Here is a 26,654-nt window from a genome sequence, read left to right as displayed (position 1 = left end):
GCTAACATCGATACTGCCGGATTCAACATGACCATCTTCCGACGCCTGCTCTCCGCCCTGCTCCTGCTGTTATTGACACTATGCGGCGCCGGTGCCGCCGACAACACCGCTTCCGCCCTCGCGCCTGCGGCCGCACCGGTCCAGGCCAAGCTGGTCTTCGCCAACCGTACCATCTTCGTGTTCCGCGCCGGCTTGTCGGGTTTTTCGCCCGCCGACCGCGCCGAGGGCGCGCACAAGCGGCTCGACGCGGCGCTGGCCCGCAACGGCGCGCAGCAAACCTCGATCCGCCCGATCAGCGAAGGCACGCAGGTGCTGCTCGACGGCGCCCTGCTGTTCCTGGTCACGCCGGCCGACATCAACCCGCTGGCCGGCGACACCACCGACAGCGTCGCCAGCGAGAGCGCCGCGCAGTTGACCAAGGCGCTGGCCGAGCGTCGCGAACAGGCCAGTCCACGTTACCTGCTGATCGCCGCCGCGTTGTGCGCGCTGGCCACGCTGGTGTACGGCTTGGTACTGCGCGGCTTGTTCCTGCTGCATCGCTGGGTCGGCAAGAGGTCGACGCAGGCCGTCAGCCGCCGTCTCGGCCATATCCGCGTCAAGAACGTGCGCGTGCTCGACATCGAACACTACGTGGCCTTCATGCGCCACCTGGTCAACCTGTTGATCTGGGGCCTGCGCCTGATGGCCACCTATCTGTGGGCCGCTTTCGTGCTCGGCAAAGTCCCCTACTCGCGCAGCTGGGGCGAACGGCTGCAGGATTACCTGATCGACGTTGCCGCCGGCGTCGCCGGCAGCATCATCGAAGCGCTGCCCGGACTGGTGCTGGTAGCGGTGATCGCCGCGTTGGCGCGGATGGTGATGCTGACCGCGTCCTCGGTATTCAAGCGCGTCGAGAGCGGCGAGCTGCAAATCGCCTGGCTGGACCGCGACACCGCCACGCCCACCCGCCGCATCTTCAACGTGGTGGTCTGGCTGTTCGCGCTGGCGATGGCCTACCCTTACCTCCCGGGCGCACACACGGCCGCGTTCCAGGGCGTGTCGGTGCTCGTCGGCCTGATGGTGTCGATCGGCGCGTCCAGCATCGTCGGCCAGGGTGCCAGCGGCTTGATCCTGATGTATGCGCGCTCGCTGCGCAAAGGCGAGTACGTGCGCATCGGCGAATCCGAAGGTACGGTGGTCGAGGTGGGCATGTTCGAAACGCGTCTGCGCACCGGCCTCGGTGAAGAGATCACGATGCCCAACGCCTGGGTGCTGTCCAACACCAGCAAGAACTATTCGCGCGCCCATGCCGGCACCGGCTATGTGCTCGACACCACCGTCACCATCGGCTACGACACGCCATGGCGCCAGGTGCATGCGATGCTGGAACTGGCGGCCGCGCGCACCGAAGACATCGCGACGACGCCAAAGCCGTATGTCATGCAGATCGCGCTGTCGGACTTTTATCCGGAATACCGGCTGGTGGCTTATTCCACGGTGGAGACGCCGCGCCGCCGCGCCGAGGTGCTCAACCAGCTGCACCAGCAGATCATCGACGTATTCAACGAGTACGGCGTGGCGATCACGTCGCCGCACTTCACGCAGGAGCCGGCGACGGCGCACGTGATCCCGAAGGAGGACTGGCATCCTGCACCGGCCGTCGCGCCTATCGACGTCACGCAGGACGAGGCTTCGCGCTAGCCAGTGCGGTCAGGATTTGTCTTGCCGCTCGCGGTCGCGCGCCACCGGCGGCAGGCGGTGCTTGGACTGGCCGATCTTTTGCGCGCGGTAGATGCCCGCGTGACCGGAGAACAGATACGCCACCACGCAGGCCAGCGCGGCGTAAGGCCCGATCTGCGGGCCGAATAATTCGATCGCCATGATGGTCGATGCCAGCGGCGTGTTGGCCGCTCCCGCGAACACGGCGACGAAGCCGAGTCCCGCCAGCAGCGCAAACGGCAGATGCAGCAACGGCGCCAGCGCGTTGCCCAGCGTCGCGCCGATGTAGAACAGCGGCGTGACCTCGCCACCCTTGAAGCCGCTACCCAGCGAGGCGACGGTGAAGGCGAACTTGCCGAAGAAATCCCACGGCACCACCGGCTGCGCAAACGACTCGACGATCACCGGGATGCCAAGGCCGATGTAGCGCGTGCCGACCAGCCATACCGCCGTCGCCACCACCACGCCGCCGATCAGTGGCCGCAGCGGCGCATACGCCACATGGCGCTTCATGAAGGCCGATGCGGCGTGCGTGGATTTGGCGAACAGCATGCCCGTCAGGCCGAACACGATGCCTGCCACGAGCACGGCGGCCACGCTCAACAGGCCGATCGGCACCATCGCGTTCATCGCGTAATGCGTGTGATGCACGCCCCAGGCCATGCCCACCTGGTCGGCGGCGATGGCCGCGACCATGCAAGGGAAGATGGCGTCGTAGCGCAGGCGGCCGATGGCCAGCACTTCCAGCCCGAAAATGGCGCCGGCCAGCGGCGTGCCGAACACGGAGGCGAAGCCGGCGCTGATGCCAGCCATCAGCAGGATGCGGCGCTCGGCGTGGCGCAGGCGGAACACGTGCGTGAGCTGGTCGGCCAGCGTGCCCCCCATCTGCACCGCCGTGCCTTCGCGCCCGACCGAGGCGCCGAACAGGTGCGAGATCACGGTACCGGCCAGCACCAGCGGCGCCATGCGCAGCGGGACGACTTTTTGGGGATCGTGGATTTCGTCGATCAGCAGGTTGTTGCCCGCCTCGACGCTGCTGCCGAGCTTGAGATAGATCCAGCCCACCGCGAAGCCGGCCAGCGGCAGCAGCCAGATGATCCAGCGGTGCGCCTCGCGCCAGTTGGTGGCCAGGTCCAGCGCGAACAGGAACAAGGCGGACGCGGTGCCGCTGAGCACGGCGATCAGTCCGGCGATGAAGGTCCATTTGCCGATGTACGGCAGCAAGGCGATTTGCTCTGGGTAGCGGGATGATCTCATTGGCTTGCATACTAGCAAATAAGACCGGCGGCGACAATCGGCCTGCTGAGATGGATCAAAAGGCGGCCAGATGGGTCTAACACCTTGTCAGCGCGTTATTGACCTGGATTCAGGTCGGCGGGAGTATTGTGTGATGGAAGAGCGTCTTGCAAAACTGGAAGCGGTATCCGACAGCACCGTGTCAGCGGTCGCTGAATTGAGAGTTGACATGAATGATCGATTCAAGCTTGTTGAGGCGCAGTTGGTCGAACTGCGTAGGCAAAAAGCCGATACCGAACTTATTCAAAGCAAACTGGATGCGCAAGGACGCCAAATTGCAGAATTAAGGCAAGATATGGACCGTCGGTTTGCCGAGCAAGTTGACCAGACCAAAGAGCTACGGTCGGAACTGCGTACATTGACTCGCTGGATCGTCGGCAGCCAGATCACCGTGGTCCTGTTCCTGGTTGGCCTCTCGGCCAAACTCATCACGTTATCCTGAACCCGCCTCAAGCCAGCCGCACCAGCGGGTTGGCGATGATGTTGTCGATCTGGCGGATCGCCTCTTCGCAGGCCGCGGCGATGGCTTCGTCCTCGTTGTCGCGCACGAACTGCATGGTCGCGCCTTCGAACACTTCAATCCCGTCCACACCAGCCCGCTCGATGTCGCAGCTGGCGGTCCAGCGGCGGTCGGTGGTCGGCAGCGCCGTCGGCACGATTTCCCATCCTTTGTAGTGGATCTTGTCCATGATGCTCTCCTTGAGATGTAGCCAGACTATCATGAAGAGGCATCATCGCCGCGCACGGATGCGCGGCGATCACAGCAGGAAGACTACTCTTCGCCGGCGCCGATGGTGCGGCCGATAGGCTGCTCCATGTTCGCCAGGAACCAGGTCAGCGAAGTCATCACGGCGACGTGGCGCTTCAGCTCCAGCGGGTTCACCTTGTCCAGCGTGTCGGCCGGCGTGTGGTGGTAGTTGAAGTAGAAGCTCGAATCGACCAGCGGTTCGAACACCGGCACGCCGGCGCGCTCCATCGGGCCGGTATCGGCGGCGCCGGCGATGTCGCGGCGTTCGAAGATGCCGGCGCCGATCGGCGCCAGCGACTCTTTCAGCGGCGCGAAGTATTTCACCATCGGCGGCGTCACGCTGCCGACGACGCCGAACGGACGGCCGCCGCCGCTGTCGGACTCGATCGCGGCGAAGTGCTTGTTCAGCTTGTCCTTGTTGGCGTCGAAGTAGGCGCGGCCGCCACGGGTGCCGTTCTCCTCGTTCATCCAGGCGATCACGCGGATGGTGCGGCGCGGATGCAGGTCCAGTTTTTTCAGCGTCTCGATCACGCCCATCGCGCCGGTCACGCCGGTGCCGTCGTCGTGCGCGCCGGTGGCCAGGTCCCACGAGTCGAGGTGGCCGGAGACGATCACCACTTCATCGGCCTTGTCGGTGCCCGGCCAGTCGGCGATCACGTTGAAGCTGTCCGCTTCCGGCAGGTTTTGCGGCGTCAGCGTCAGGTGCATCTTGACCGGGCCGCGTGCCAGCAGGCGGTCCAGCAGCATCGCGTCTTCGGTGGTGATGGCGGCGGCCGGAATGCGCGCGCCGTCAACCACGCCGGTGGCGCCGGTGTGCGGAATGCGGAAATTGGCGCCGCCGACCGAGCGCACCAGCGCTCCCGCCGCGCCCAGCTCCGCCGCCGTTTTCGGTCCCAGGAAGCGCGCGCCCGAACCTACGCCGTAGGCCGGACCGGCATGGCCGCGATCGGCCATCTCCTGGTCGAACGGCACGTCCAGCAGCACGATGCTGCCCTTGACCTGGGCCGCCTTCTCTTTCATCTCCTGCACGCTGTGCACCACCAGCACCGGCGCGGTCAGGCCGGCGGCGGGCGTCGCGCCCGAACCGCCCAGCGCCGTCAGCACGATCTTCTGCGAGATGCCGGCCGGACGGCCTGCGTAGTCGACCAGTTCCGCCGTCTCCGCGCCGCGCACCCAATGCGGCACCTTGACCGGCTGCAGCGTGACCTTGGCGCCCAGCTTGCGCATCGCCGCGGCCACCTGCTCCACCGCCGCCGCCGCACCCGCGGAGCCGGACAGGCGCGGGCCGACCAGATCGGTCAGGTCGGCCAGCCGTTCGTAGGTCCAGTCATCCTTCATCGCGCTGTCGCGGATTTGCGCCAGCGTCGCTGGATCGTTGGCCGGCGCGGCGATCACGCCGGCGCTCAGCAGGCAGGAGGCAAGCAAGGTAAGGGACAGCGGGGACTTGAAGACGGATTTCATGCGTTTCCTATAATGTGTAGGGGGAATTACAAGAGCGATCCAAACGATAACCCATCGTGAGGAACTTGTCATCAATGTTGATTTGTCATGGCCGTTGCACTACCATGAAAGTTCAACTGCTTGAACAAACTGCCTTAAGGAAGCCATGCTCAAAGGTCAAATCTGCACCGTGCGCCACCTGCTGACCGCCGATCTGAACACCTTCATCGCGCTGGCCAACGACCTGCCCTCGCGCGGCGATTATTTTTCCAGCCACTTCAAATCGCCGGAGACGCTGCGCAAGGAGTTCGCGCAGAACGGCTTCGTCACCGACGACAGCGAACTGTTTGTCATCGAGGACAGCGCGCACCACATCGTTGGCGTCATCACGCATTTCAAGAGCCGCACGCCGGTCGCGCGCGAACTTGGCTACCGGCTGTTCGATCCCAAGCTGTCCGGGCGTGGCTACGTCACCGAGGCCTGCCGCCTGCTGGTCGATTACTTGTTCAATGTGCACCAGTACCATCGGCTGGAACTGCTGTCCGCGCCGGAGAACGTGGCATCGATCCGCGTCGCGCAAAAATGCGGCTTCAGCCCCGAGGGCACGCTGCGCCAGAGCTTTTTCATCAACGGCAGATACCGGGACGTGCAGGTGTTCAGCCTGTTGCGCCCCGAGTGGGAAGCCTCGAAAGGCTAATTGTTACAAGCCATTACCAGAATGGCTGCTTTGTAAGCATGTGTATAAGGCGTGGCGCTTTTTTCCCGAACATTTATAGTGAAGTCACTGGCCAACGGATTAATTCCGATCCGGGCCGCAGCAAGGGGAAATACCATGTTGAACAAAAAATTTCTGGGTGTAGCGTTACTGGCCGCAGCAGCAGTATCGACGTCGGCCTTCGCAGGCGACCGTGATTTCAACACGGTGGCAGGTGCTGTGGTCGGCGCCGCGATCGGCAACAGCGCCGGTGGCCGCGATGGCGCCATCGTCGGCGGCCTGGTTGGCGCGGCCGTTGGCAACAGCATCAACACCAACGACCGTTATTACGACCGTGGCCGCGGTGGCCGCTACGTAGAGACCCGCGTGTACTCGCAGCCCGCACCGGTGTACTACGAATCGGCCCCGGTGTACTACGCACCGCCGCCGCGCTACTACGCTCCGCCGCCACAAGTGGTGTATGTTGAGCCGCGTCCTTACTACCGCGAATATCGCCGCGACTACTACGGCGACCGCTGGGAACATCACCGTCACTACGGCCGCTAATCCCGGCACCATCGAAAAGCCCTTCCTTCGCGAGGGGCTTTTTTTTCGTCTCCCCCCGCTAGCACGCAGCATCGGCGCAAGCCTGGGGAAATCATGACGACAGCAGACGCAATCATCGCTTTGGAACTGGGCCACTATCGCCTGCGCGAGCAAATCGGCGGTTCGGCCTACGGTATCATCTGGCGCGCCGGCGGCCCGCACGCCACCCGCGACGTGGCGCTCAAGTTCATCAACCAGGAGCAAATGGCGCGCGCGCTGCCGGCCCAGCGTGAACGCTGGATCGCCAGCGCGAACAATGAAATCGCCTTTTTGCAGTCGCTGGAACCATGGGACGAGCGTCACATCGTGCGCCTGCTCGACAGCGGCTGGCACGAAGGCCTGCCGGTGCTGGCGCTGGAACTGATGGCAACGGACCTGGGCAAGCACATGGTCGCGCTGAAAAGCCGTGGCGAGGCGGTTCCGCTGCCGAGGGTGCTGGGGTGGATAGCCCAGATCAATCAGGCGCTGGCCAAGGTGCATCAATACGGCTGGCGCTACCTCGACCTGAAACCTGCCAACGTGCTGCTGGACCGGCATCTGAATGCCGTCAAGCTGGCCGATTTCGGCACCAACCGCCAGCTGGGCAGCCTGCAGGCGCATTCGTATGCAGGCACCGCCAACTGGCAGGCGCCGGAGCAGTTCTTCCCTGTGGACGGCGGCGGGTATGCCACCGGCGCCCGCAGCGACTATTTTTCGCTGGGGGCGATGTTTTATTTCCTGGTCACCGGCGGACTGCCGCTGCGGTTCTGCAGCGATTGCGGGCAGGCCTACCGCGAGCATCACACCGCCGGCGCGGACCTGCTGCGGCAGATGCATGGCGGAGCGATACCTGCTGCGCTGCATGCGGAGGAGGAAGCGCGCTTCGCCGCCGCCATTCCGTCATTCATGCGCGACGCGGCACTGGAGTTGCTGCAAACGTTGCTGCATATCGATCCCGCCCAGCGTCCGCGCCATGCGATCCAGATCAGTCGCATGCTCAATGCGATACAGGGCGTCAAGCCTGTGCGCGGCACTTTCGGTACCGCAGATCCTGTTCTTAACATGAACCGTCCGACCGCCGAAAACGGCTGGCGCGGCATACAGGGGGCATGATGGCGATCTCGCTGCGTTTTTCGTCCAATACCGCACGCGCTACACCGCAGGCCCGGCGGACGCCCTTCTCCGTGGCAGATATCTTCGCCTCAGTGGCCGATGCCGCCGCGCGCAACGCGGGCCTGGCGGCCACCATCGCGATACTGGCGGCGCTATGCGGCTTGCAGGTACTGGCCTTGCTGCGCGCTCCCGAGGCCTGGCTGCCGGCCGCCATCACCGTCAAACTGGCGCCCGGCGAAAGCATCGTGCTAGGCCAGCACGAACTGGCGGCGCCGCAAGCGGACCGCAACCACCTGTCGTTGCGGCGCGACGCGCAGGACGGTTGGATGTTGCGCAATCTGAGCGCGTCGCGCCAGGTCGTCTTGATGCGCGACGCCGGCGAGCAGCGCATGGGCAGCGTGCCTCTGCAGGCGGGGCAACGCTTCCAGATCGACAGCGCGCTGTTCGACGTGCAGGCCGCAGATGCCGGCAGCGTCACCTTTTCCCGCGACGGCCACGAATGGCGCTACGACGGCGCGGTGTTGTACCGCGACGGACGCCAGCAGGCCAACTGCCCGCAATCGCATGTGGCGTCGAAGATGCTGTCGTTCTGGAACCGCTACGCACGAGGCGTGCTGACGATTTCTCGTCCGCTGTCCTTTGGCGGCAATCTGTATTGCGATAATCGGCTTGGCCTGGTCCAGGTCACGCCGGGCGCCGCGCAACTGGCGCGCAGCAATGGACGCTTGCAGCTCTCGGCCGGAAATCCGGATGGCGATCGCGCTGCGGTGCTGGTGCTGAACGGCGGCGTGCAAAGCGATCTGCGCAAACAGGAGGCTGCGCTGGCCGGTGTGAATGCGATCGTGGTCGGCCACACGCGCTTTCAGCTCAGCGCCGACGCCGATCGGCTCACATTGAAGCCAAGCCGCCACATCAAGCTGTTCGGTGGGCCGGAATTGAAACTGCCGGAGCAAGTCAGCTGGCAATGGCAGCAACGCGCATTGTGGGACGATGGCCATGTGAAGGCGGTCTGGATCGGACTTGCAACCAGCATTGCCTGCATCGCCGCCGGCCTCGCGTGGACCGCCGTGCGAGTGCGGGGCGGAGCGGCGAACCTTGGCATGCTGCCAGCCGCCGGCTGCGTGCTGGCCACCGGCGTCATCGCGCTGATCTTGCAGCGCGCCGGCTACGCGCCCAGCGCCGCCAGTTCGCTGCTGCTGGCCGCCTGCTCGCTGCTGCTGTGGCTTGCACTTCCCGGCCGCCTGACATTGCTGGCCGCCGCCAGCGTCGTGCTGCTGGCGGCTGGCCTGCTGGCGCAGCTGGAGCTCGGCCTCGGCGCGCCGGAATCGTCCTGGCTGCGCTACTACCAGAAAAGCGCGGCGCTGCTGGCCATCGGTCTCGGCCTCGGCGCCATGCTGCGCCTCTGGGCACTACGCCAGGCGGCGCGCGGAACGCACCTGCGGCAACGCAGCATCGAATGGATGCTCGCCGCATTCGCCGCCGTGGCGCTGGCCGCGCTGGCCGCACAGGTACTATGGGGCGACGAAACCGGCGTCTTCGACCTGCAGCCGGTCGAACTGGCCAAGCTGGCCCTGACCGCCCTCACCGCCCACTGCCTCGCGCTGCGCTTCAACTGGCACAGCGGACCGCAGCGCCTGTCCGAACAAGGCGCGCGCTGGCTGCAGCTGATCGCCCCCGCGCTGCTGTTCATCGCCCTGCTCGGCCTGTCGCTGGTGCAGGTGGACGACTTCTCGCCGCTGATCCTGCTGCTGGTCTGGAGCACCGTCATGGCCTTTGCCTACGCCGTCGCCGCCCGCAACCACAAATTGGCCGCGGCGCTGATCGTCATGGCGCTGACGGCGGCGGGCGCCATCGTCTACCTGCGCTGCGTCGGCACGGACGACCTGATACGCTGGGGTTTCTACGCCGACCGCTTCCTGGTCTGGCTCAATCCCGCCGAGCACCCGCACACCGGGCAACAGCTGCTGCTGGGCGCCCGCGCCATTGCGGACGGCGGCTGGCTGGGCGCCGACCACTGGATGGGATTGCGTTCGCTGGGCATGTCGGCCGGCAGCGCCGTGCAGATCCCCGCCGTGCAGGACGACTTCGCGGCCTCGTTCTTCCTCAACCGCCACGGGCTGGCCGGCGGACTGCTGCTGTGGGTGACGCAGGCCGCCTTCCTGGCCGGCATAGCCATCAGCGCCGCCCGCGCCTACAAGGCCGGCGCCGGCGCGGGCGGCTTCCGCCACGCATGGTCGGGCCGCTTCCGCTATTTCGCGCTGTGCGGCGGCGGCGCCTTCGTGCTCGGCCACTTCCTGCTGTCCTGGGGCACCAACCTGGCGATCTTCCCCATCATGGGCCAGCCCATGAGTTTCCTGTCCGCCGGCGGCAGCCATTTGCTGTTTTTCCTTTGCCCCCTGCTAGCGTTTAGTGCCATCAGCGCGCCATCTTTAGAAGGAGAATGAATCATGCCGATCTATGTTCAACACCAGGTTTTGGGCCGCATCCCCGACGTTTTCAACGCGGAAGCGATCTGGCAGGCGCCGGGCCTGGCGCTGTTTTCGCGCCGCCCGCTGCTGCGCGACCTGCTGGAGCGCAGCCCGCGCGAACACAAAGGCCGCGCCGCCACGCGCTGCTTCTCCCATGTCACGCTGATGCTGCCGCAAGAAGAAGTCGACGACGACTACCACCTCACGCGCGGCGCGCGCGCCCGCGACCTGGCGCAAACGCTGACGGCGCTGCACCAGAAGGACTTCGGCGACCTGCTCGGCGGCGACCAGGTGCGCTATGACGTGGTCGGCACATCGTCGCTGGCGCCGGGCGAAATCGAGGTCAAGTTCGGTCATGCGGTGTACCTGCCCGCCGCCGACGAAAAGATCCTGTACAACGTCAGCGTGTCGCGCGACAGCGCCATCTGGCATCCGGTCTGCCCGATTTACCCCAACCAGCGCCTGGCCCTGATCGGCGGCGAAGGCGGCGAAGCCAGCTTCGTCGCCAGCGGCTGGCCGTTCGGTCCGGACGGCGCCATCCTGGTCATCAACGACGGTCCGGATGCGCCGCCGGTGGTGCAGATGCGCCCGAAAGACGCCTACGATTGCCGCTTCGATCCGCGCAGCGGCTGCTACACCATCAAGTCCACGCGAGAAGTACCCGGCGGCAGTCCGCGCCTGCTGCTCAAGATCGCCCGCACAGCCGCTGCCGCCGCCACGCCGCCGGCGCATGCCGCAGCCGGCGATACGATCAGCATTCCGGCCGCCGGCACCACGCGCGACGCCGCCCGTTCCGCCAAACCGGCGGTCTGGCAGAGCCGCATCGACGGCGCTCCGCTGGACCAGACCGCAGTCCCCGTCAGCCACAAGCCGGCGAACAAGCCGGGCCAAAACTTCGGCGAGAGCGACGCCACCTACGCCCCGGTGTCGCAGCAGCGCGTCAGCCTGGTGGCGCTGGCGTTGCCGCGCTTGAGCCGTTACCGCGACACCGGCGCGCAATCGCTGGAGCTGCCGTTCAACCGCTCGCTGGCGCTGTCCGCCGAGGGCACGCCGGTGATCAGCTTCATCGTCGATGCCGCCGACGAGCTGTACGCCTGCACCGCCGACGGCCGCCAGCGCATAGGCGCCCCGGCCACCTTCACACCGGTGGATTCGCATGCGATCCGGCTGCTGCCCGCCGCGCCGCAAATGGCGGACCGCTATCGCGCAGTGGTCTGCCTTGCGCGGCCGGTCGGCGCCGCCGTCGCCAACGGCGCGCGCTTTACCTTCGGCCGCAATTCGCCGATGCTGGCCGCGCTGCGCCTGCTCGACTCGCCGGCCTTCATGAAACGCGCCGACGGCCCCAACACCGCCAGCGCGGACCGCATCGGCCTGTCGCGCAACGCGTTCAGCTTCGAGACGTCGGCCAAGGGCTACAAGATCGGCCGGCTCAGCGCCACGCAGGCCTTGTACCACCTCGACGACAAGCTGGAATTCGTCGCCAGCATCGGCGACGCCAGCACGGATGTGCCGTATCTGCTGCCGCATGGCCATCACCTGGTGGCCGGCCACTACGTGCTGCGCTTCGACGCGTAAGCACACGGGGAGCCTGCATGGAAACGGCTAAACTCTACGCGGTGGGCGCGTTCGCGGCGGGGCTGGTGATCACGCTGTTCCTGGCCGCCTACCTGACGCCGCGCCAGTGGTGGCGCCGTCCCAATGCCCGCGCATTGCTGATCATGGTGGTCGGCGCATGGGGCTTCGGCAGCCTGATTTTGTACGCGGCGCACGGCAGGGCTGCAACCGGACCTGCACCGCTCCCCGGCGCGACCGAACCCGCCACTGCCGCCACTGCTGCGATCGCAGCGGCGGCGCGCGACGCCGGCGAGCCGCTCATCGCCGGCAAGCCGTTCGCCGTCCACCGCGACCTGAACCTGCGTACCGCGGCCGGCGTGCATGCGGCGCGGCTGGTCATCGTGCCGGCCGGCTCCGTCGTCACGCCGACCGGCGAACAGCGCGGCGACTGGTGGCAAATCAAGGCCAGCGTGGCCGGGCGCGAAAGCACCGGCTGGGTCAGCAGCCTGTGGCTGCGCCGGAGCGGCGAATGACGCCGGCCCGCACTGCTCCGCATTCTCCCGCCGCCAGCCTGTTTTCGGCTAAGCTGTGGCCTTTCGCCTCCCGCGTCACGACGCCAGCACCGATGACCAGAATTACCGATCCGCTCGACTTCGGCCCCGGCCTCGACATCGCCGCCCGCAGCAGCGCCAGCATCAGCAAGCTGCAGGTGCCGGAAAACCAGGACAACCTGCTCATCGTCGATGCCGCCGGCCGCGCCGTCTTCCTGCACAACCAGGTGCCGCACAGCGTGCAGTTGACCGACTGGCCGCGCGGCCACGTGCGCCTGGCCGTGATGGACGGCATGGGCGGCCACGGCCACGGCCGCGAAGCCGCCGAAGCCGTCGCCGCCGGCCTGCTGCTGATTCCCGCCTGCGGCACGCAACAAGACCTCGACAGCCGCCTCGACGACCTGCATCGCCGCCTGCAAAGCCAGTTCCGCCAGCACGGCGACAACGACAGCTTCCGCCGCCCCGGCACCACGCTGACGCTGCTGGAAATCCCGCCCGGCGCCGCGACCATGCTATACCACGCCGGCGACTCGCGGCTGTATGAGATCACCGCCGACGGCGCGCGGCCGCTGACGGTGGACCACGTGCCTGCCACATCCTTCGCCATGCACGGCCTGCTCGGCGAGCAGGAATGGTGGCAGCAGGTGCACGGCGAGCACCGTTCGCAGATCTCGCAGGCCTACATCCTCGGCAACGCCTTCGCCAATCCGCAGGTGCTCGACAATGAACTGCTGCCGCTCGGCCCGGCCAACCTGCCGCCCTTCCTGCGCCAGCTGGCCGACCGCCGCGCGCTGACGCTGCGCCCGGACGCCACCTACCTCCTCGCCACCGACGGCTTCTGGTCCTGCGGCCGGCCGCTGGAATGGATCGCGCGCTGGCCGGCGCTGCTGGCCCAACCCGGCCATTCCGCCGGCACCGGCCTGGACGCGTTGTTCAATGATTACGCCGACCATCCGCCGCCCCAGCTCCACATCGACAATCTCAGCGCCATCGTGCTGCGCTGTGCGTCGCCGGCCGGCGCGCCATACGATGGCAACGTTGACGAAACGGCACTACCCACCGCATCAATACCGTCGCATTTTTGACGCGGTGCGCCGACCGGGTGTTGCGTCGATCACGCAGTGCCCGCCATCGGCCGGAAATAAGTCAAACAGATGTACGTTTGATTGCCAAACAGAGTGAAAACCGCATAAACTGACGGGTATCCCATCGGTCGGTTAGCCATGAAAAAATGCAGTAATGCCCAGCACCCGCATTGCACCTATTGGGTCATGCCAGGAGCGCAAGCTTGTGAAGGCGGTCACGCCCAAGCAGAGCCCTCCAGCTATGACCTGCTGAGTGCCGTGCGCCGCACCCGTTCCGGCCAGCCCGGCACGGTGCTTGATGCCAGCCCTGCTGCTTCAGCCAACCTCGCTGCCAACCACGCGCCTTCGACCTATGCCCGCCCGCTGCAACGGGCCCAGTCCGAGCGTCCGCAACTGCACATCAGCGGCTTCGACCCGCGCGCCGCCGGCGGCCGCCAGACGCTGAAGATGGAATTGCGCGGCATGCCGGAAGCCTGCGCGCCGCAGCTGACGCTGCAACTGCAATCGGACCTGATCCCCAACGGCGCCTCGCGCCAGCACTTCGTGCGCGCCACCAACGGCGAGTGGCGGCCGGTGTTTGTCGAGTTTTCGTCGCGCGGCAAGGAGCACGGCCAATACCAGATCAGCATCGAGCTGCTTAGCCAGCATGCCGAACTGGCGTCGCGCAAATGGGTGTGCACCTTCGTCATCCTGGTGCCGCGCCTGGATGCGACGCTGACCGAAATCCACCGCATCTTCCTCAGCACCCACAAGAACGTGCGCGTGATGGCCGACGACGCCTCGATCGCCCGCGTCAGCGCGCAAGGCGGCGACAGCCTCGACATCGACGTCACCGCCCGCAACGCCGGCATCGCGCACCTGGACCTGAACGCCCCGGCCGGCAAGGTCGACCTGGGCTTCTCTACCATCGCCTGGGACGAAGACCTGATCGAGATCGACATGCCGGTCGGCGCCGCCATGCATCCGCACCCAAGCCGCGCGGCCTGCCTGGTCAACGCCGCGCCGGAAGCCGGCGCCCAGCGCCAGATCCGCCTGTTCGCGATGGAAGAATGTGTGCTGGGCCGCTTCGAGTTGGTCGATCCGGAATCGGACGTGCTGCTGACCCACTACAGCGCCGACGGCCAGGACACCAACGGCCTCACGCGCCGCCTGTCCGGCCGCCACGCGGTGATACGCCGCTCGGGCCAGGGCTTTGAAATCGAAGACGTGTCGCGCTACGGCACGCTGCTGGACGGCGTCTGGCCGGGCAAGCACAAGCCGACCGCGCTGCGCCTCGGCATGCGCATCGAACTCAGTGCCAGCATCAAGGGCATCGTGGTGCTGTCGGTGTCGGCCATCATGCCGCACGGCGTGATCCTGCACCGTATCGACCAGGGCGCCAACGCCGAATGCTTCTACCTGCTGATGCCGGAAACGCATCCGGGTTATCCGCTCAAGCAGTTTGCCGCCGCGCCGCACGCGGCCGCGCTGCCGCTGCTGCTGCACCGCGACGGCGGCTTCTGGCATCTGGATCAGTTGACCGGCAAGGAAACCGCGCTGGCCCCGGCCACGCCGCTCGATAAGCTGAGCCGCATCCCCCGTCACAACCGCTTCGCCAGCGATCCATATCCGGAACACTGGATCATCCGCACCGGCGCCACCGACTTGCATAGCACGCTGGCTGCCAACGCCATGTCCACCGCTTAAAATAATTGTAAATTTTATATTTTTTGTGTTGCCTCGTGATAATATCGTCAACATTATCACAACCAGACAGGCATCACCGTGCGCGCACCAAGCCGTCTTCATACCCGCCGCTGGGAGCGCATCGCGCTGGCGGCGCTGATCCTGCTGCTGGCAGGCCTGCCGCTTGCGGTGTGGCTCGACATGCAGAATATCGCCGCCGCGCGCCTGCGCAGCCAGGCGGTCGACCTGAACTCCATGATCGCCAGCATACGCGGCTACTACAGCAGCGCCGTGGTCGGGCGCGTCCTCGGCAACCACGGCAAGGACACGCAGGTCATCCATAACTACGAGACGGTGCCCGGCGCGATTCCCATCCCCGCCACGCTGTCGCTGGAACTGGGCCGCGTCATCGCCGACCGGCAGTCCAACGTCAGCTACCGCTTCATCTCGGACTATCCATTCCGTGGCCGCGCACCGCACTCACTCGACGAGTTCGAAAAGAACTCGCTGACGGCATTGCGCGCGCGTCCTGACCAGCCCCCCATCATACTGGCCAGTTCCAGCGGCAGCGACACGCGCGTGCGCCTGGTGGCGCCGGTGCTGATGAGCGCAGCCTGCGTTCAGTGTCACAACAACCACCCGGACAGCATGAAAAAGGACTGGAAGATCGGCGACGTGCGCGGCCTGCAGGAAGTGACGATACACGACGCGGTCAGCACCAGCCTGTGGTCCTTCAAATACAGCCTGGCCTACTTCCTGTTCGCGGCGGCCACCGGGCTGGGCTTCATCCTGCTGCAACGACGCCAGAACGCCGTGATCCGGCGCATGAATGCCGACCTGGCCGGCGCCAACGACTTCCTGGCCGCCGTGTCGATGAAGATCTCGCACTACCTGTCGCCGCAAATCTACAAGAGCATCTTCAGCGGCGAGATGGACGTGGCGCTGAACACGCAGCGCAAGAAACTGACCATCTTCTTTTCCGACATCAAGGACTTCACCGAACTGACCGAATCGCTGCAACCGGAAGCGCTGACGGAACTGATCAACGAATACTTCACCGCCATGTCGACCATCGCCATCCGCCACGGAGGCACCATCGACAAGTTCATCGGCGACGCCATCCTGGTGTTCTTCGGCGACCCGGAAACCAGGGGGACGGCGGAGGATGCGCGCAACTGCCTGCGCATGGCGATCGAAATGCAGCATGCGCTGGCCAAGCTCAACGTCCAATGGCGCAAGCTGGGCGTGGAAGCGCCGTTCCGCGTGCGCATGGGCGTCAACACGGGCTTCTGCAATGTGGGCAATTTCGGCAGCAACGACCGCATGGACTATACGATCCTCGGAGCGGAAGCAAACCTGGCGGCGCGGCTGCAATCGATCGCGCCGGCCGGAGGCATCGTCGTCAGCTACGAAACCTATGCGCTGGTGCGCGACATCGTGGCCGGCCACGCGCTGGCGCCGGTCAGCATGAAGGGCATTGCGCGCGAGGTGGTGCCTTACGCGATCGACGGCATGCTCGACGAAGACGGCAGCACGCTGCAGGTCTTCAGCGAGCATAGCGACGGCCTGGACCTGTATCTGGACATGGGCCGCATCGATGCGGACGCCGCCAAGAACCTGCGCGGCGTGCTGCGCCAGGCGATTACGGCACTCGACCGGCAGGAGAAGGCTCCCGCCGATTCGACGCAGGACGCTTCCGTCTAGCGCCTGGCGTCAGGCCAGCGGTTTTTTGGCCGGCAGCGGAATGAACTCGGTCTCGCCCGGCACCTTGTCGAAGCGCTGCGCTTCCCAATCCTCGCCGGCCTTGACAATGCGTTCCTTGCTCGACGAGACGAAGTTCCACGACATGAAGCGGTGGCCGTCCAGCGGCTCGCCGCCGATCACCACGAACTGCGCATCCGAACCGGCCTTGACCAGCTGCGTGCTGGCCGTATCGAGCAAGGCCATGGTGTGCAGCGCCAGCGGCGTGCCGTCGATCGCCAGCTCGCCGGTAATCGGATAGATCGCCGCTTCGGCCGGCAGGCTGCTCAGGGCCAGCTCGTGGCCAGCTTTCAGCGTCACGTCCAGGTACAAGGTCTGGCTGTAGGTCTTGACCGGCGAGGTCTTGCCGAAGGCCGCGCCGACCAGCACCCGTACGCGCGCGCCGTCGACGTTGAACTCCGGAATATCGCCGGCCGGCGTGTGGCAGAAGCCCGGTTCGTCCTCTTCATGCGCCAGCGGCAGCGCGGCCCACAGCTGCAGCCCGTGCGTGCGGTGCGGCTTGCCGACCAGATCCTTCGGCGTACGCTCGGAATGGACTATGCCGCGGCCGGCGGTCATCCAGTTGATCGCGCCCGGCTCGATGCGCTGCACCGAACCGATGCTGTCACGGTGATCCATCGCACCCTCGAACAGGTAGGTCACGGTGGACAGGCCGATGTGCGGATGCGGACGCACGTCGTGGTCGGCGTCCAGCGGCACGTCGACCGGACCGAAATGATCGAAGAAGATGAACGGGCCGACCGCCTGCTTGACGGAAGACGGCAGGTAGCGGCGCACGACAAAGCCGCCGCCCAGATCTTTTTCATGGCCCTTGAGCAGATTTGAAATCGTCATGATCTTATCCCAGCACGGTGGTGACTTCGGTGGTCACGGAAGTCATCAGTTTGTGGATCGGACATTTCTGCGCGGCCGCCAGCAGTTCCGCGCGCTGCGTCTCGGACAGGTCGCCGGTCAGGTGCAGCGTCGCGGCCAGGCGGTAGGTGCCCTGGCGCTCTTCGCTGGCGTCGCGTTCCATGCTCACTTCCACGTGCTCCAGCGGGATGTTCTTGCGCTTGGCATACCAGACCACGGTCAGGGCCTTGCAGGCGCTCAGCGCCGCATCGTACAGGTCATGCGGCGAAGGACCCGCATCGCTGCCGCCCTCCTCGACTGAACCATCGGTCGACAGGATGTGGTTGCGCACATGGACTATGTGGCGCATCGGCAGCGACTGGTCGCGCAGTACTTTGATAGTCATACGGTGTTCCTCGAAAGCGGCATTGTCAAAACCGTCAATTTACACCGTTTGGCCGGGTTGCGCCTCCCCCAAATGCCTGCAATCGCTCTACAGGCCGTTCACCAGCACCATCGAAAAGTCAGAGCCTCCCTGGCGCAGCTTCTTTAGCGGCGCGTGCGCCGGATCGTCGTACCAGGCCTGCGCGTGTTCCATCGACGGGAACTCGACGATGATCTGCGTTTCAGGCACCGCCGGCGCGCCCTCCAGGACTACCGGCGCGGCCTTCGCCAATGGCTTGCCGCCGTGTTTTTGCGCCAGCGCCGGCATGTGCGCGCTGTACTCCGCCACCCAATCCGAGTTGCGCAGGGTGAGCGAGCCGATTGCATATGCTGCCATGATGACCTCCTTGCTGTTGAATGAGGCTCCAGTATTATTCAAAGCATTCAAGGCATAAATGAGCTAATATTTCGGATATTCGTAACTTTTAATTCCGAATATGAGCGACAAACTCCGTAGCATGCAGGTGTTCGTGGCGGCCGCCACGGCGCCCAGCTTCGCCGCCGCCGCGCAAACGCTGGACATGTCGTCGGTCATGGTCGGCAAGCATGTGCAGGCGCTGGAGCGGGAACTGGGAGCGCGCCTGATCGAGCGCACCACGCGCAGGCAGTCGCTGACCGAAATCGGCGCGGTCTACCTGGAGCGCTGCCGCGACGTGCTAGCCGGCGTGGAGGCGGCCGACCGCGTGGCCGAGCATCTGCGCGCGGAACCGCAGGGCAGCCTGCGCATCTCGGCGCCCGCCACCTACGGCGAGCACCGGCTGGCGCCCGTCATCGGCGCCTACGCGGCCCTGTACCCGCAGGTGAAGATCGATCTGGTGCTGAGCAACCGGGTGGTCGACATGGTGGAGGAAGGCGTCGACGTGGCGATCCGTTCAGGCCCGCTGGCCGACACGGGCCTGATCGCGCGCGCCCTGAAACCGGGCCATGTGCTGGTTGCCGCCAGCCCCGAATATCTGCGGCGGCGCGGCACACCCGGCCATCCAGCGGAACTGGCCAGCCACAACTGCCTGGCGTTTGCGGGAGCCAGCACGACATGGCGCTTCCGGCGCGGCGACGAACAAGTGGAGGTGATGGCACAGGGCTCCCTCGTCAGCAACACCGGCGCCTCGCTGGTGACGGCGGCCATCGCCGGCATGGGCGTGGTGGCGCAGGCCGATCTGCTGATGGAACCTGCGCTGGAAAAGGGAACGCTGGTGCGGCTGCTGGCCGGATGGGAACTGCCGTCGCGGCCTTTGCACATCGTGCGGCGGCCGGAGTCCAGGCCCAGCGCCAAGGTCCGCAGTTTCGTGGACTTCGCGCTGGAGCGGCTGGGCTGATTACACGACTTTTTTAACGAACTCGGTTTTCAGGCTCATCGCGCCGAAGCCGTCGATCTTGCAGTCGATATCGTGGTCGCTGTCGACCAGGCGGATGTTCTTGACCTTGGTGCCGACTTTGACGGTACCGCCGCCGCCCTTCAGTTTCAGGTCCTTGATGACGGTGACGGTGTCGCCGTCCTGCAGGATGTTGCCGACGGAATCCTTGTAGACACGGGCGCCCTCTTCGGCTGCCTCGCCCGCGGCGGCACTCCATTCGTGCGCGCATTCCGGGCAAACCAGCTGGGCTCCGTCTTCGTAGGTGAATTCGGAATTACATTTCGGGCATGGTGGCAAGGCGCTCATCGTTTTGATCCAGGTATTAAAAAGAAGGCGAAAGTATACTCTATACGAGCTTGCGCGCCACCCGGAAGCCGACGATGTCGTTGGCCAGCACTGCGGAAAAGCCGTTGCGCACCGCGGAGCGCAGGTAACGCGGGTTGTACAGCCACGAGCCGCCGCGCAGGATGCGCCGCACCGGATCGCCGCCCTCTTCCCATGCGCTGCCGTCCGCAGGCGCACCGGCGTAGTTATCGTGCACCACGTCCTGCGTCCATTCCCACACGTTGCCGTGCATGTCGAACAAGCCCCATGGATTGGGCTGGAAGATGCCGGCCTTGTTGGTGCCTTGCAGATAAGTGCCGCGACGGCTGCCGTTGTAGGTGTAGTTGCCGTCGTAGTTGGCCTGCTCGGTGGAGATGGTGTCGCCGAAGCTGAATGCCGTCTTGGTGCCGGCGCGGCAGGCGTATTCCCATTCCGATTCGGACGGCAGGCGATACAGCTGGCCGGTCATTTCCGACAACCAGCGCAGGTACTGCTGCGCGTCCATCCAGCTGACGCCGACCACGGGATGCTCGTCGTTCTGCGCAAAGCCCGGCGCGCGCCAGTCGGTATCGGACTGCGATTCCCAGCCGGTCGCGCGCACGAACTGGCGCCACTGTCCGACCGTGACCGGGAAACGGCCCATGGCAAATGGATGTTCGATGCCCACCCAGTGCTGCGGCATTTCGCGGTCCAGCCAGTTTTTCTGCGCGCCGGCCTTGATCGCCAGCGCCTGTTCGTGTTCGTGGGAGCCCATCTGGAAACGGCCAGTCGGGATCAGCACCAGGTCGGGACCGACACCGGTGCCGTCGACGAAGCGGTCGCGCAGTATGCCTTTCGGATCGGCCACCGGGCTGCCCGGCGTCGGCATCAGCGCCGCCAGTTCGGCCGCGTTGCGCTCCGCCTGCTGCTTGCGATGGCGCTCCTGCTCGGCGCGATACGCCGCTTCGGCCTTCAGCTGCGCGGCCTTGCGCTGCTGCTCTTCCTGTTCGTCGCGGGCTTTCTTGGCATCGGCATCGCGCCGCGCCTGCAGTTGCTCGCGCAAGGCCTGCTTGCGCGCCAGCGCGGCGGCTTCGGCTTCGGCGCGCTGCTTGGCTTCCATCGCGCGGCGCTGCTGATCGAGCCTGGCCTTTTCCGCCGCCGCTTCCGCCTGGCGGCGCGCCGCCAGTTCGGCGGCCATCGCCTGCCGCTTCAGTTCCGCGACGCGCGCCTGCTCGGCCTGGGCGGCCTTGGCGGCGGCCTGCGACGCCTGTTCCTTCAGCTGCTGCTCCTGCTGCGCCTTTTTCTGCTGCTCACGTTCCTGCGCCTGCCTTGTCTGCGCGGCCAGTTCCTCCTCACTTGGTCCGGCGGCCCGATGCAACTCGGCCAGCAGTTCGTTCACCGAGACGGGACGGCGCTCCTGCGCGTAGGCGAAGCCGTTTTGCAGCACCTTCCATTGGGCCGGATTCAAACCCTGCGGAGGCGATGGATGGAAGTCGGCCGGACGCATGTCGTCGAACGGCATGCGCCCTTCAAGCAGCTGATAGATCATCACCGCGACAGCGTAGACGTCGAGCTTGGGCGACGGCTGGCGCTGATGCGTGCCCGCCTCCGGCGCCCGGTAACCGACGGTGCCCGCATTCGGCGTCTGCAAACCGAGACTGCTGCCGGCGCTGCGCGCGCGCGAAGCGATGCCGAAATCGAGCAGCTTGATTTCGCCGCGCTGGGTCAGGAACACGTTGCCGGGCTTGAGGTCTCGGTGAACCAGCTTGTGCTTGTCCCACGCATATTGCAGCGCATCGCCCACCGGCGACAGCAAGCGGTAGACCGCCTCCAGCGGCAGCGGGCCTTGCGCGGCCAGGTAGGCGTCGAGGTCCTGGCCTTCCAGATATTCCATGATGATGAAATAGCTGGACGTGGCCGGGTCCTGCGCCCATTCATAAACGCGGACGATGTTTTCATGCGCCAGCTTGCGCGCCTGCGTCGCTTCCTCGATCAGCAGCTTGGCGTGGGTGGCGCTTTGGGTCAGTTGCGGCGGCAGGATCTTCAGCGCCACCATTTCGCTGTGGCCCAGTTCCGCGTGCGTGGCGAGGTCGGTCGCCTGCCACACCTGGCCCATGCCGCCCATGCCGATCAGGCGCTCCAGCCGGTAGCGGCGGTTCTGCGGGCCGATCTCCTGGCCGGACATCAATCCCAGTTCGGTGCCCTGCCGCACCTGCAACGGCGAGGCCGTGACGCTGCCTCCCGGCGGCGCGTACTCCGCATCCAGGATGGCGTTCTTGCGACGGTCGAACTCCTGCAGGCTAAGCAGACCGTCATCATGTAAGGCCCGCAATTCGCGGATCTTGTCTCTTGCTGTTTGCATCATTAAACGAAGTGTAACCGTTCCTGCCAAAAGCTGTTTAACCTAAAGGTACGCCGCATTCGGCGCAGAATTTGTCGTACGGATGGCCGGGCCGCGTCGGATGGCCGTTGGCGCAGTAGCGGACCGGCACCGGTGCGGGCGGCGGTACGGAGCCTGCCTGGGCCACGCCCACGCCCAACTGGCTCTGCGTGGTCAGCGCACTGGCGCTGGCCGCGTTCTGCAGATTGAGCAGATCGAGCTGGTGGCGGCGGTCCTTGTCCATTTCCACGTCGCGATGGCCGCGCTCCTCCAGCACCCGCTCGTGCGCAAGGCGTGCCGCTTCGGCCGGCGTCACGCCATGTTCGGCAGCCACCACCTGCGCCAGCGCCTGGATCTGCTCCGGCGTCATACCGCCCTGGATCTGCAACTTCATTATCTGCGTCAGCGCTTCGGCATTCGGTGCGGCGGCGGTGGCTACTTTGGCGCTGTCGCTCAAGCGGCCGATGGTTTCAATGCGCGTGATTTCATGCGACTGCTGCGCCAACAGCACGTCGTACTCGCCTCTCCAGCGGGCGGCCTTCTCCTCGCGCTCGTGCTCCAGTTTTTTCAGTTCATGCTGCCAGGCGGCCTCCTGCTCTTTTTGCTTGAGGATCTGGCGCTGTTCCTCGACTTCGAGCTGGTCCAGCATGGCCTGTTTGTTCTGCGCCTGGTTCTGGCGCGCGTGGATGCCATCCGCTTCGATGGTGCGCAACAGCTTTTCGTACTGGGCGACTGCATCCGCCTGGGCGCCGGAGCGCTTCAAGTCCTCGATCTTCTGGCTGATCTCGGCCACTTGCACGGCGTTGGCCGCGTCCTTGACGGCATCGCCGCGCAGCAGTTCGCGCTGGCGCGCCAGTTGCAGCTGGTCTTCCCACTCCTGCACCCGCTCCGCCTCGCGGCGGCGGGCGGCGCTGGCCAAGGTCAGCCCCTGGATGCGCGTGTTGTGCGCCTCGGCCTCGATCTGCAGCTCGCGCTCTTTCTCGGCCTTTTCGCGCTCGCGCAAGGCCAGCAGCTCGTTGCGGCGGTGCGATTCGTCTTCGATCAGCAGCGCCTGCGCGATCTGGTTTTCAATCGCCTGCTGGCGCAGCTGGTGCGACAACCGCTGTTGCGCCAACTGGCGCTGCTCGGCGGCGGTCTGCTGCAGCACTTCCAGTTCGGTGCGCATCTTGATCTGGGCCAGGTGGCGCACATGCTCCCAGTCGGCCTGCTCACCGGCGCGGTGGGACTTGTTCTTCGCCAGCTCATGTTCCAGATCGGCCAGGACGGTCCCAGCGCCTTTGTCCAGCGCGACCTTGCGGGTCTTCGATTCCATCACGCGGCTGTAGAGGTCCATCTCGCGCGCGCGCAGCGCCTGTATGCGCTCGGATTCCTTCAGCGTCAGCTCGGCCTTGTTGACGCTGGCGTCCTGGCGCAGTTCGGCGCGACGCAGCTCGGAACGCATCTTCTGCTCTTCGCGCCAGATGGCCTGCCATTCCTCTTCGTCGTAGATCTGATCCAGCTGCTTGACGTGTTCCAGCTGTACGTGACGCTCGTCCGCCACCAGCCACAGGGTGCCGATGCGTTCGCGATTGTGGTCGAACTTATCGTGGCGCAGCGCCGCGGTTTCCACGCGGTCGACGGCCAGGCCGTAGCTGGCCAGGCGCAGTTTAAGCGCGGCCTGCAGGCGTTCGTCCAGTTGCAAGCGCAGGTCCGCGTTGTGCGCCATGTCGCGCATCGAACGGCCGCCGACGAATTCGGCCGCCAGCTGGCGCACCGACGGTTCCAGCAGATCGTGCAGATGCAGCGTGCTGACCGTACCCGGCACGGTCATGAAATGCTGGGCGAACGCGGGGACGTTCTCTATGCGGATGGACACCGTGAAGCGCGCCGACACCTTCAGGTGCTCGGACGTATGCAGGTCGCTGAACGAGAACTCCACCGGCAGCGCCGCGCTGCGGGTGATCAGGATCTCGGCGCTCTGGCTGCGCAGCAGATGGTTAAGGCGGGTGAAGAAGCCTTCGATTTCATATTCGCCCTGAGGCACCTCGGTGGCCTTGTCGGCTTGCAGGATGTAAGCGCGCGCGGTGGCGGGCACCCGCAGCGTCTTGGTGAAGATACCGGACAAGGCGCTGACGCCGAAGTAGACGGCCAGTTCGTCGTCGCCCGGGATCCAGCGGTTGTCGCGCAGGACAGGTTCGTTGCGCGGGGCGCCCAAGGTCAAACCGCAGTGCTTGCAGTAGCCCGACTGGTCGTCGTTTTTGTGCTCGCACCGCGGGCATTTAACGCCGCCAAAACCAAACATTTGGAACATGTCAGACTCCTTCTTCGATTCATCTTCCGGGCTGCCCTCGCTTGTGCCGATTTTAGCAGGGCGGGCCCGATTTCATTCTTGCGCACGATTCAACCCATCATCAGATCATGCCGATACGGTCTATGCAGGCGAGGCTCGCGCCTTTCTGCCGCAACGCGGCGCTGAACCCGGCTGGCAGTTGGTCCTGCCAGTCCCTGGGCAGCAGCACCCGGTCGCCTGCATTCACTTGCTTCAATATCAAGTCCAGCTTGGGTTCGCGCCCCTCGACCGTCTCGACGCGGCCCGCATGCCAGGCATTCGAGCAGCCGGTGGCGATGATGCGGCCGCGCGGCACGAACTCGCGCCCTCTGGCGAGTCGGTCCGCCATCACCAGCGCCAACTGGTACGAGCCGCCCTGGAAGCGCGGCTGGCCGAAGCGCACCACGCTGCGCCAGCGGCCCAGCCCTTTGCCGTCGAAGTGGCGGGCGGCCGCCAGCGTCTGGCGCACTTCCAGCTGGGCGCTCGGGTCCAGGCCGGGCGCGGCGATGGTGTCTTCTTCAGCAGCAACGGCGGCATCGGCGTCGATCGGGAACACGCTGACCTCCACCCATGCCAGGCTGTCGTTGACGCCGCCGCTGTGCAGGGGGAACCAGGCGCGCACGGTGGACACGCTGGCCGACGGGTCGGCATGGCCGCTCAGCGCGCCAAGATGGGATATCTGCACGCTGCGGCTGGCGCTATCGCCGGGCGCCGTGCCGCCCGCGATAAGGCTGTCTTCGGCCGCCAGGTGCGCCGAGGCGCGGGCAACGGCCAGCACCGGATCGCCCTGCACGCGGCCGGTCTGCCAGTGGTCGGACCAGCCATGCGCGTGGATTCTTGCTGCCGGATCGGGCTCGAACAGGCCGCGCACCATGCGGTCCGCCAGTACGGCCGCCAGTTCCCAGTCGCGATCGGTGGCGGCCGGAGCGATGTCCATGCTGAGTACGACCTGGTCGCGGCTGTCGAGACGCGCCTCCGTATGGCGCGCCAGGCGGACGACTTCCTGCATCCGTTGTGCGGCGGCGGACGCTCCGGGCGCCGTGCATTTGACGTCGGCGCGGTTGGCACGCGGGCGGCGGCTGGCGGTAATCGTCAGGACGCGGCCGTCGGCCAGCACGCAGCGGCACTCGGCGTTGGTGGGCACCACGCTGGCGGAGAATGTGTTCATAGCGATGGTTCCTTACGCTCGAGGCCAGTGCCAGGTTCGGGAGCCTGCGTGGCGCGGCGCAGCGCGAGGCCGGTTTCCAGGTTGGCGCAAATGCGGTCCGCTTCGTCCAGCAATGCCGGCCATTGCGCGTGGCTGGCCAGCTGAAGGCGGGCCAGCAGGGACCAGGCTTCGTCCATCGCCGCCACTGCGATCATGGTTTGGTTGGTGCGCCGGACTTGTATCTCAGGCTCCAGCGGCTGGTCGGGGGCGGCCCAGGCCAGAGCCGGCATCGTGTTCACGTTCAGGACTGCCATGCCGAGGCGCAGCAGCAGGGATTGGTGCTGCTGGAAGACCGGCAAACCGCCTGGCAGGGTCAGAAGCCGCAGTTCGCTGCTCAGGACGGGCAGTTCGATGAACAGGCGGCGCAGGCCACGGGCATCCTGCTGCGGGGCCTGCGGCGTGGTGCCCGCAGGGCCGGCAGGGGCAGCGACCGGCAGGTCTGGCAGCGAGTGATCGGTGGTGGGCGCTGCGAAGTCGGTCGGCGCGGCTGGGATTGTGGCGGCGGCCGACATTGCGGTAGCCGCGCCGGCGGCAACTGCTTGCGCGGCCGTGTGGGCGACGGCTTCGGCGGCCTTGTGGGCGATGGCTTCGGCGGCGGCGCGGGCTTTCAGTACGTCGGCGAAGTCGATTTGCTCGCCCAGGTCAACCGGCACGCAATCGTCCACCGTGATGCCGTAGCGCGTGTACATCAACTGATTCAGGCCAGCGCGAAACGCGTGCCATTCCTCCACCGACGTGCATGGCGGCAGATCGAGTGCGCCCTGTGCCAGCTCGGTTTGCAACGCCGTCTGTGCAGCGGCGGCGAAATCGTCCAGCAGCAGGCGCCCCGCCGCTTCGCTGTACAAATACAGGTCGAAGCGCTGTTGGGTCACGCGCGGATTGGCCGAATCGACCACGAAGCGCAGGCGCAAGCCCCATTCCGGCGCGGCGGCGAACGGGATCAAGTCCACCGTGTACGGTCCCGGATGGAAACAGAACACCGTCTCGCCCTGCTCGCACGACACCTTGCCGGCGCCTGCGCGGCGCGCATGACCGCCGGCGTTGAAGATCACCACCGTACTCTGGGCCGGCGCAACGTCGCCCTGATCGAGCCGCAGCGCGATCAGGTTGACTCCCAGGCCATCGGTATCGATGGCCGGTTTGCGGCGCCGGGAAAATAAGCCCATGG

General features: G+C 66.0%; 23 protein-coding genes. 12 read left to right on the top strand and 11 right to left on the bottom strand.

Going from position 1 to position 26,654, the window contains the following annotated elements; all coding sequences use genetic code 11:
• Nucleotides 1–27 precede the first annotated feature (27 nt).
• The gene (locus ACSQ3S_RS14145) at nt 28–1,680 is read left to right on the top strand and encodes a mechanosensitive ion channel family protein (RefSeq protein WP_436142744.1); all 1,653 of its coding nucleotides are present in this window, start codon (nt 28–30) and stop codon (nt 1,678–1,680) included.
• A gap of 9 nt (nt 1,681–1,689) precedes the next feature.
• On the opposite strand, the gene ACSQ3S_RS14140 is transcribed toward ACSQ3S_RS14145, so the two are convergent.
• Nucleotides 1,690–2,955, bottom strand: a complete 1,266-nt coding sequence (locus tag ACSQ3S_RS14140; protein ID WP_353404870.1) for a voltage-gated chloride channel family protein — start codon at nt 2,953–2,955, stop codon at nt 1,690–1,692.
• Nucleotides 2,956–3,088: 133 nt separating this feature from the next.
• Here ACSQ3S_RS14140 and ACSQ3S_RS14135 point away from each other — a divergent pair, with 133 nt between their 5' ends.
• Complete coding sequence (locus tag ACSQ3S_RS14135; RefSeq protein WP_176650208.1) at nt 3,089–3,436, top strand: hypothetical protein; 348 nt, start codon at nt 3,089–3,091, stop codon at nt 3,434–3,436.
• Nucleotides 3,437–3,443: 7 nt separating this feature from the next.
• Here the strand turns inward: ACSQ3S_RS14135 and ACSQ3S_RS14130 are convergent, their stop codons facing one another.
• Complete coding sequence (locus tag ACSQ3S_RS14130; RefSeq protein WP_176650207.1) at nt 3,444–3,683, bottom strand: hypothetical protein; 240 nt, start codon at nt 3,681–3,683, stop codon at nt 3,444–3,446.
• An 83-nt stretch (nt 3,684–3,766) separates the two neighbouring features.
• Nucleotides 3,767–5,203 carry a M20/M25/M40 family metallo-hydrolase gene (locus ACSQ3S_RS14125; RefSeq protein ID WP_176650206.1) on the bottom strand — a complete coding sequence of 479 codons (1,437 nt, stop codon included), beginning with the start codon at nt 5,201–5,203 and terminating at the stop codon, nt 3,767–3,769.
• A gap of 145 nt (nt 5,204–5,348) precedes the next feature.
• On the opposite strand from ACSQ3S_RS14125, the gene ACSQ3S_RS14120 reads away from it, so the two are divergent.
• The 9 genes from ACSQ3S_RS14120 to ACSQ3S_RS14080 all read left to right on the top strand — a co-directional run bounded on the left by ACSQ3S_RS14120 (nt 5,349) and on the right by ACSQ3S_RS14080 (nt 16,601).
• On the top strand, nt 5,349–5,879 hold the full coding sequence (locus ACSQ3S_RS14120; protein ID WP_436142743.1) for a GNAT family N-acetyltransferase: 531 nt from the start codon (nt 5,349–5,351) through the stop codon (nt 5,877–5,879).
• 135 nt (nt 5,880–6,014) lie between these two features.
• On the top strand, nt 6,015–6,443 hold the full coding sequence (locus ACSQ3S_RS14115) for a glycine zipper domain-containing protein (protein ID WP_176650204.1): 429 nt from the start codon (nt 6,015–6,017) through the stop codon (nt 6,441–6,443).
• A gap of 93 nt (nt 6,444–6,536) precedes the next feature.
• On the top strand, nt 6,537–7,574 hold the full coding sequence (locus tag ACSQ3S_RS14110; RefSeq protein WP_436142742.1) for a serine/threonine-protein kinase: 1,038 nt from the start codon (nt 6,537–6,539) through the stop codon (nt 7,572–7,574).
• Nucleotides 7,575–7,645: 71 nt separating this feature from the next.
• Nucleotides 7,646–10,018, top strand: coding sequence for an FtsW/RodA/SpoVE family cell cycle protein (locus ACSQ3S_RS14105; RefSeq protein WP_436142741.1), 2,373 nt, complete (start codon nt 7,646–7,648; stop codon nt 10,016–10,018).
• Nucleotides 10,019–10,021: 3 nt separating this feature from the next.
• Nucleotides 10,022–11,617 carry a hypothetical protein gene (locus tag ACSQ3S_RS14100; protein WP_436142740.1) on the top strand — a complete coding sequence of 532 codons (1,596 nt, stop codon included), beginning with the start codon at nt 10,022–10,024 and terminating at the stop codon, nt 11,615–11,617.
• Nucleotides 11,618–11,634: 17 nt separating this feature from the next.
• Nucleotides 11,635–12,129 carry an SH3 domain-containing protein gene (locus ACSQ3S_RS14095; protein WP_436142739.1) on the top strand — a complete coding sequence of 165 codons (495 nt, stop codon included), beginning with the start codon at nt 11,635–11,637 and terminating at the stop codon, nt 12,127–12,129.
• Between the two features lie 92 nt (nt 12,130–12,221).
• Entirely contained in the window at nt 12,222–13,232 is a 1,011-nt protein-coding gene (locus ACSQ3S_RS14090; protein ID WP_436142738.1) for a PP2C family protein-serine/threonine phosphatase, read from the top strand.
• A gap of 186 nt (nt 13,233–13,418) precedes the next feature.
• Nucleotides 13,419–14,918 carry an FHA domain-containing protein gene (locus ACSQ3S_RS14085; RefSeq protein WP_436142737.1) on the top strand — a complete coding sequence of 500 codons (1,500 nt, stop codon included), beginning with the start codon at nt 13,419–13,421 and terminating at the stop codon, nt 14,916–14,918.
• Nucleotides 14,919–14,996: 78 nt separating this feature from the next.
• Nucleotides 14,997–16,601, top strand: a complete 1,605-nt coding sequence (locus ACSQ3S_RS14080; RefSeq protein ID WP_436142736.1) for an adenylate/guanylate cyclase domain-containing protein — start codon at nt 14,997–14,999, stop codon at nt 16,599–16,601.
• A 9-nt stretch (nt 16,602–16,610) separates the two neighbouring features.
• Here ACSQ3S_RS14080 and ACSQ3S_RS14075 read toward each other — a convergent pair whose 3' ends face one another.
• The 3 genes from ACSQ3S_RS14075 to ACSQ3S_RS14065 form a co-directional block, all read right to left on the bottom strand.
• Nucleotides 16,611–17,492: a pirin family protein gene (locus ACSQ3S_RS14075; RefSeq protein WP_436142735.1), complete on the bottom strand. Its 882-nt coding sequence runs from the start codon at nt 17,490–17,492 to the stop codon at nt 16,611–16,613.
• A 4-nt stretch (nt 17,493–17,496) separates the two neighbouring features.
• Nucleotides 17,497–17,895: an OsmC family protein gene (locus tag ACSQ3S_RS14070; protein WP_176650197.1), complete on the bottom strand. Its 399-nt coding sequence runs from the start codon at nt 17,893–17,895 to the stop codon at nt 17,497–17,499.
• Between the two features lie 87 nt (nt 17,896–17,982).
• Nucleotides 17,983–18,270: a DUF1330 domain-containing protein gene (locus ACSQ3S_RS14065; RefSeq protein WP_176650196.1), complete on the bottom strand. Its 288-nt coding sequence runs from the start codon at nt 18,268–18,270 to the stop codon at nt 17,983–17,985.
• A gap of 100 nt (nt 18,271–18,370) precedes the next feature.
• On the opposite strand from ACSQ3S_RS14065, the gene ACSQ3S_RS14060 reads away from it, so the two are divergent.
• Nucleotides 18,371–19,249 (top strand): LysR substrate-binding domain-containing protein, encoded by an 879-nt coding sequence (locus ACSQ3S_RS14060; RefSeq protein ID WP_353404861.1) that lies wholly within the window; start codon nt 18,371–18,373, stop codon nt 19,247–19,249.
• Here the strand turns inward: ACSQ3S_RS14060 and ACSQ3S_RS14055 are convergent, their stop codons facing one another.
• From ACSQ3S_RS14055 to ACSQ3S_RS14035, 5 genes are all read right to left on the bottom strand, one after another.
• Nucleotides 19,250–19,594, bottom strand: coding sequence for a zinc ribbon domain-containing protein YjdM (locus ACSQ3S_RS14055; RefSeq protein WP_176650194.1), 345 nt, complete (start codon nt 19,592–19,594; stop codon nt 19,250–19,252).
• Nucleotides 19,595–19,634: 40 nt separating this feature from the next.
• Nucleotides 19,635–21,956 (bottom strand): SUMF1/EgtB/PvdO family nonheme iron enzyme, encoded by a 2,322-nt coding sequence (locus tag ACSQ3S_RS14050; RefSeq protein WP_176650193.1) that lies wholly within the window; start codon nt 21,954–21,956, stop codon nt 19,635–19,637.
• Between the two features lie 34 nt (nt 21,957–21,990).
• Entirely contained in the window at nt 21,991–24,261 is a 2,271-nt protein-coding gene (locus ACSQ3S_RS14045; RefSeq protein WP_413447933.1) for a hypothetical protein, read from the bottom strand.
• A 100-nt stretch (nt 24,262–24,361) separates the two neighbouring features.
• Nucleotides 24,362–25,447, bottom strand: a complete 1,086-nt coding sequence (locus ACSQ3S_RS14040) for a hypothetical protein (RefSeq protein WP_436142734.1) — start codon at nt 25,445–25,447, stop codon at nt 24,362–24,364.
• A complete protein-coding gene (locus tag ACSQ3S_RS14035; RefSeq protein WP_176650190.1) occupies nt 25,444–26,652 on the bottom strand; it encodes a hypothetical protein in 1,209 nt (402 codons plus the stop codon). The genes ACSQ3S_RS14040 and ACSQ3S_RS14035 overlap by 4 nt, the downstream gene beginning before the upstream one ends.
• Nucleotides 26,653–26,654: the final 2 nt, after the last annotated feature.

Origin of the sequence: Duganella sp. LjRoot269 (assembly GCF_964254095.1) — a bacterium.
GTDB classification, from domain to species: Bacteria; Pseudomonadota; Gammaproteobacteria; order Burkholderiales; family Burkholderiaceae_D; genus Rugamonas; species Rugamonas hordei.
This window is presented reverse-complemented; position numbering and strand designations above follow the sequence as displayed.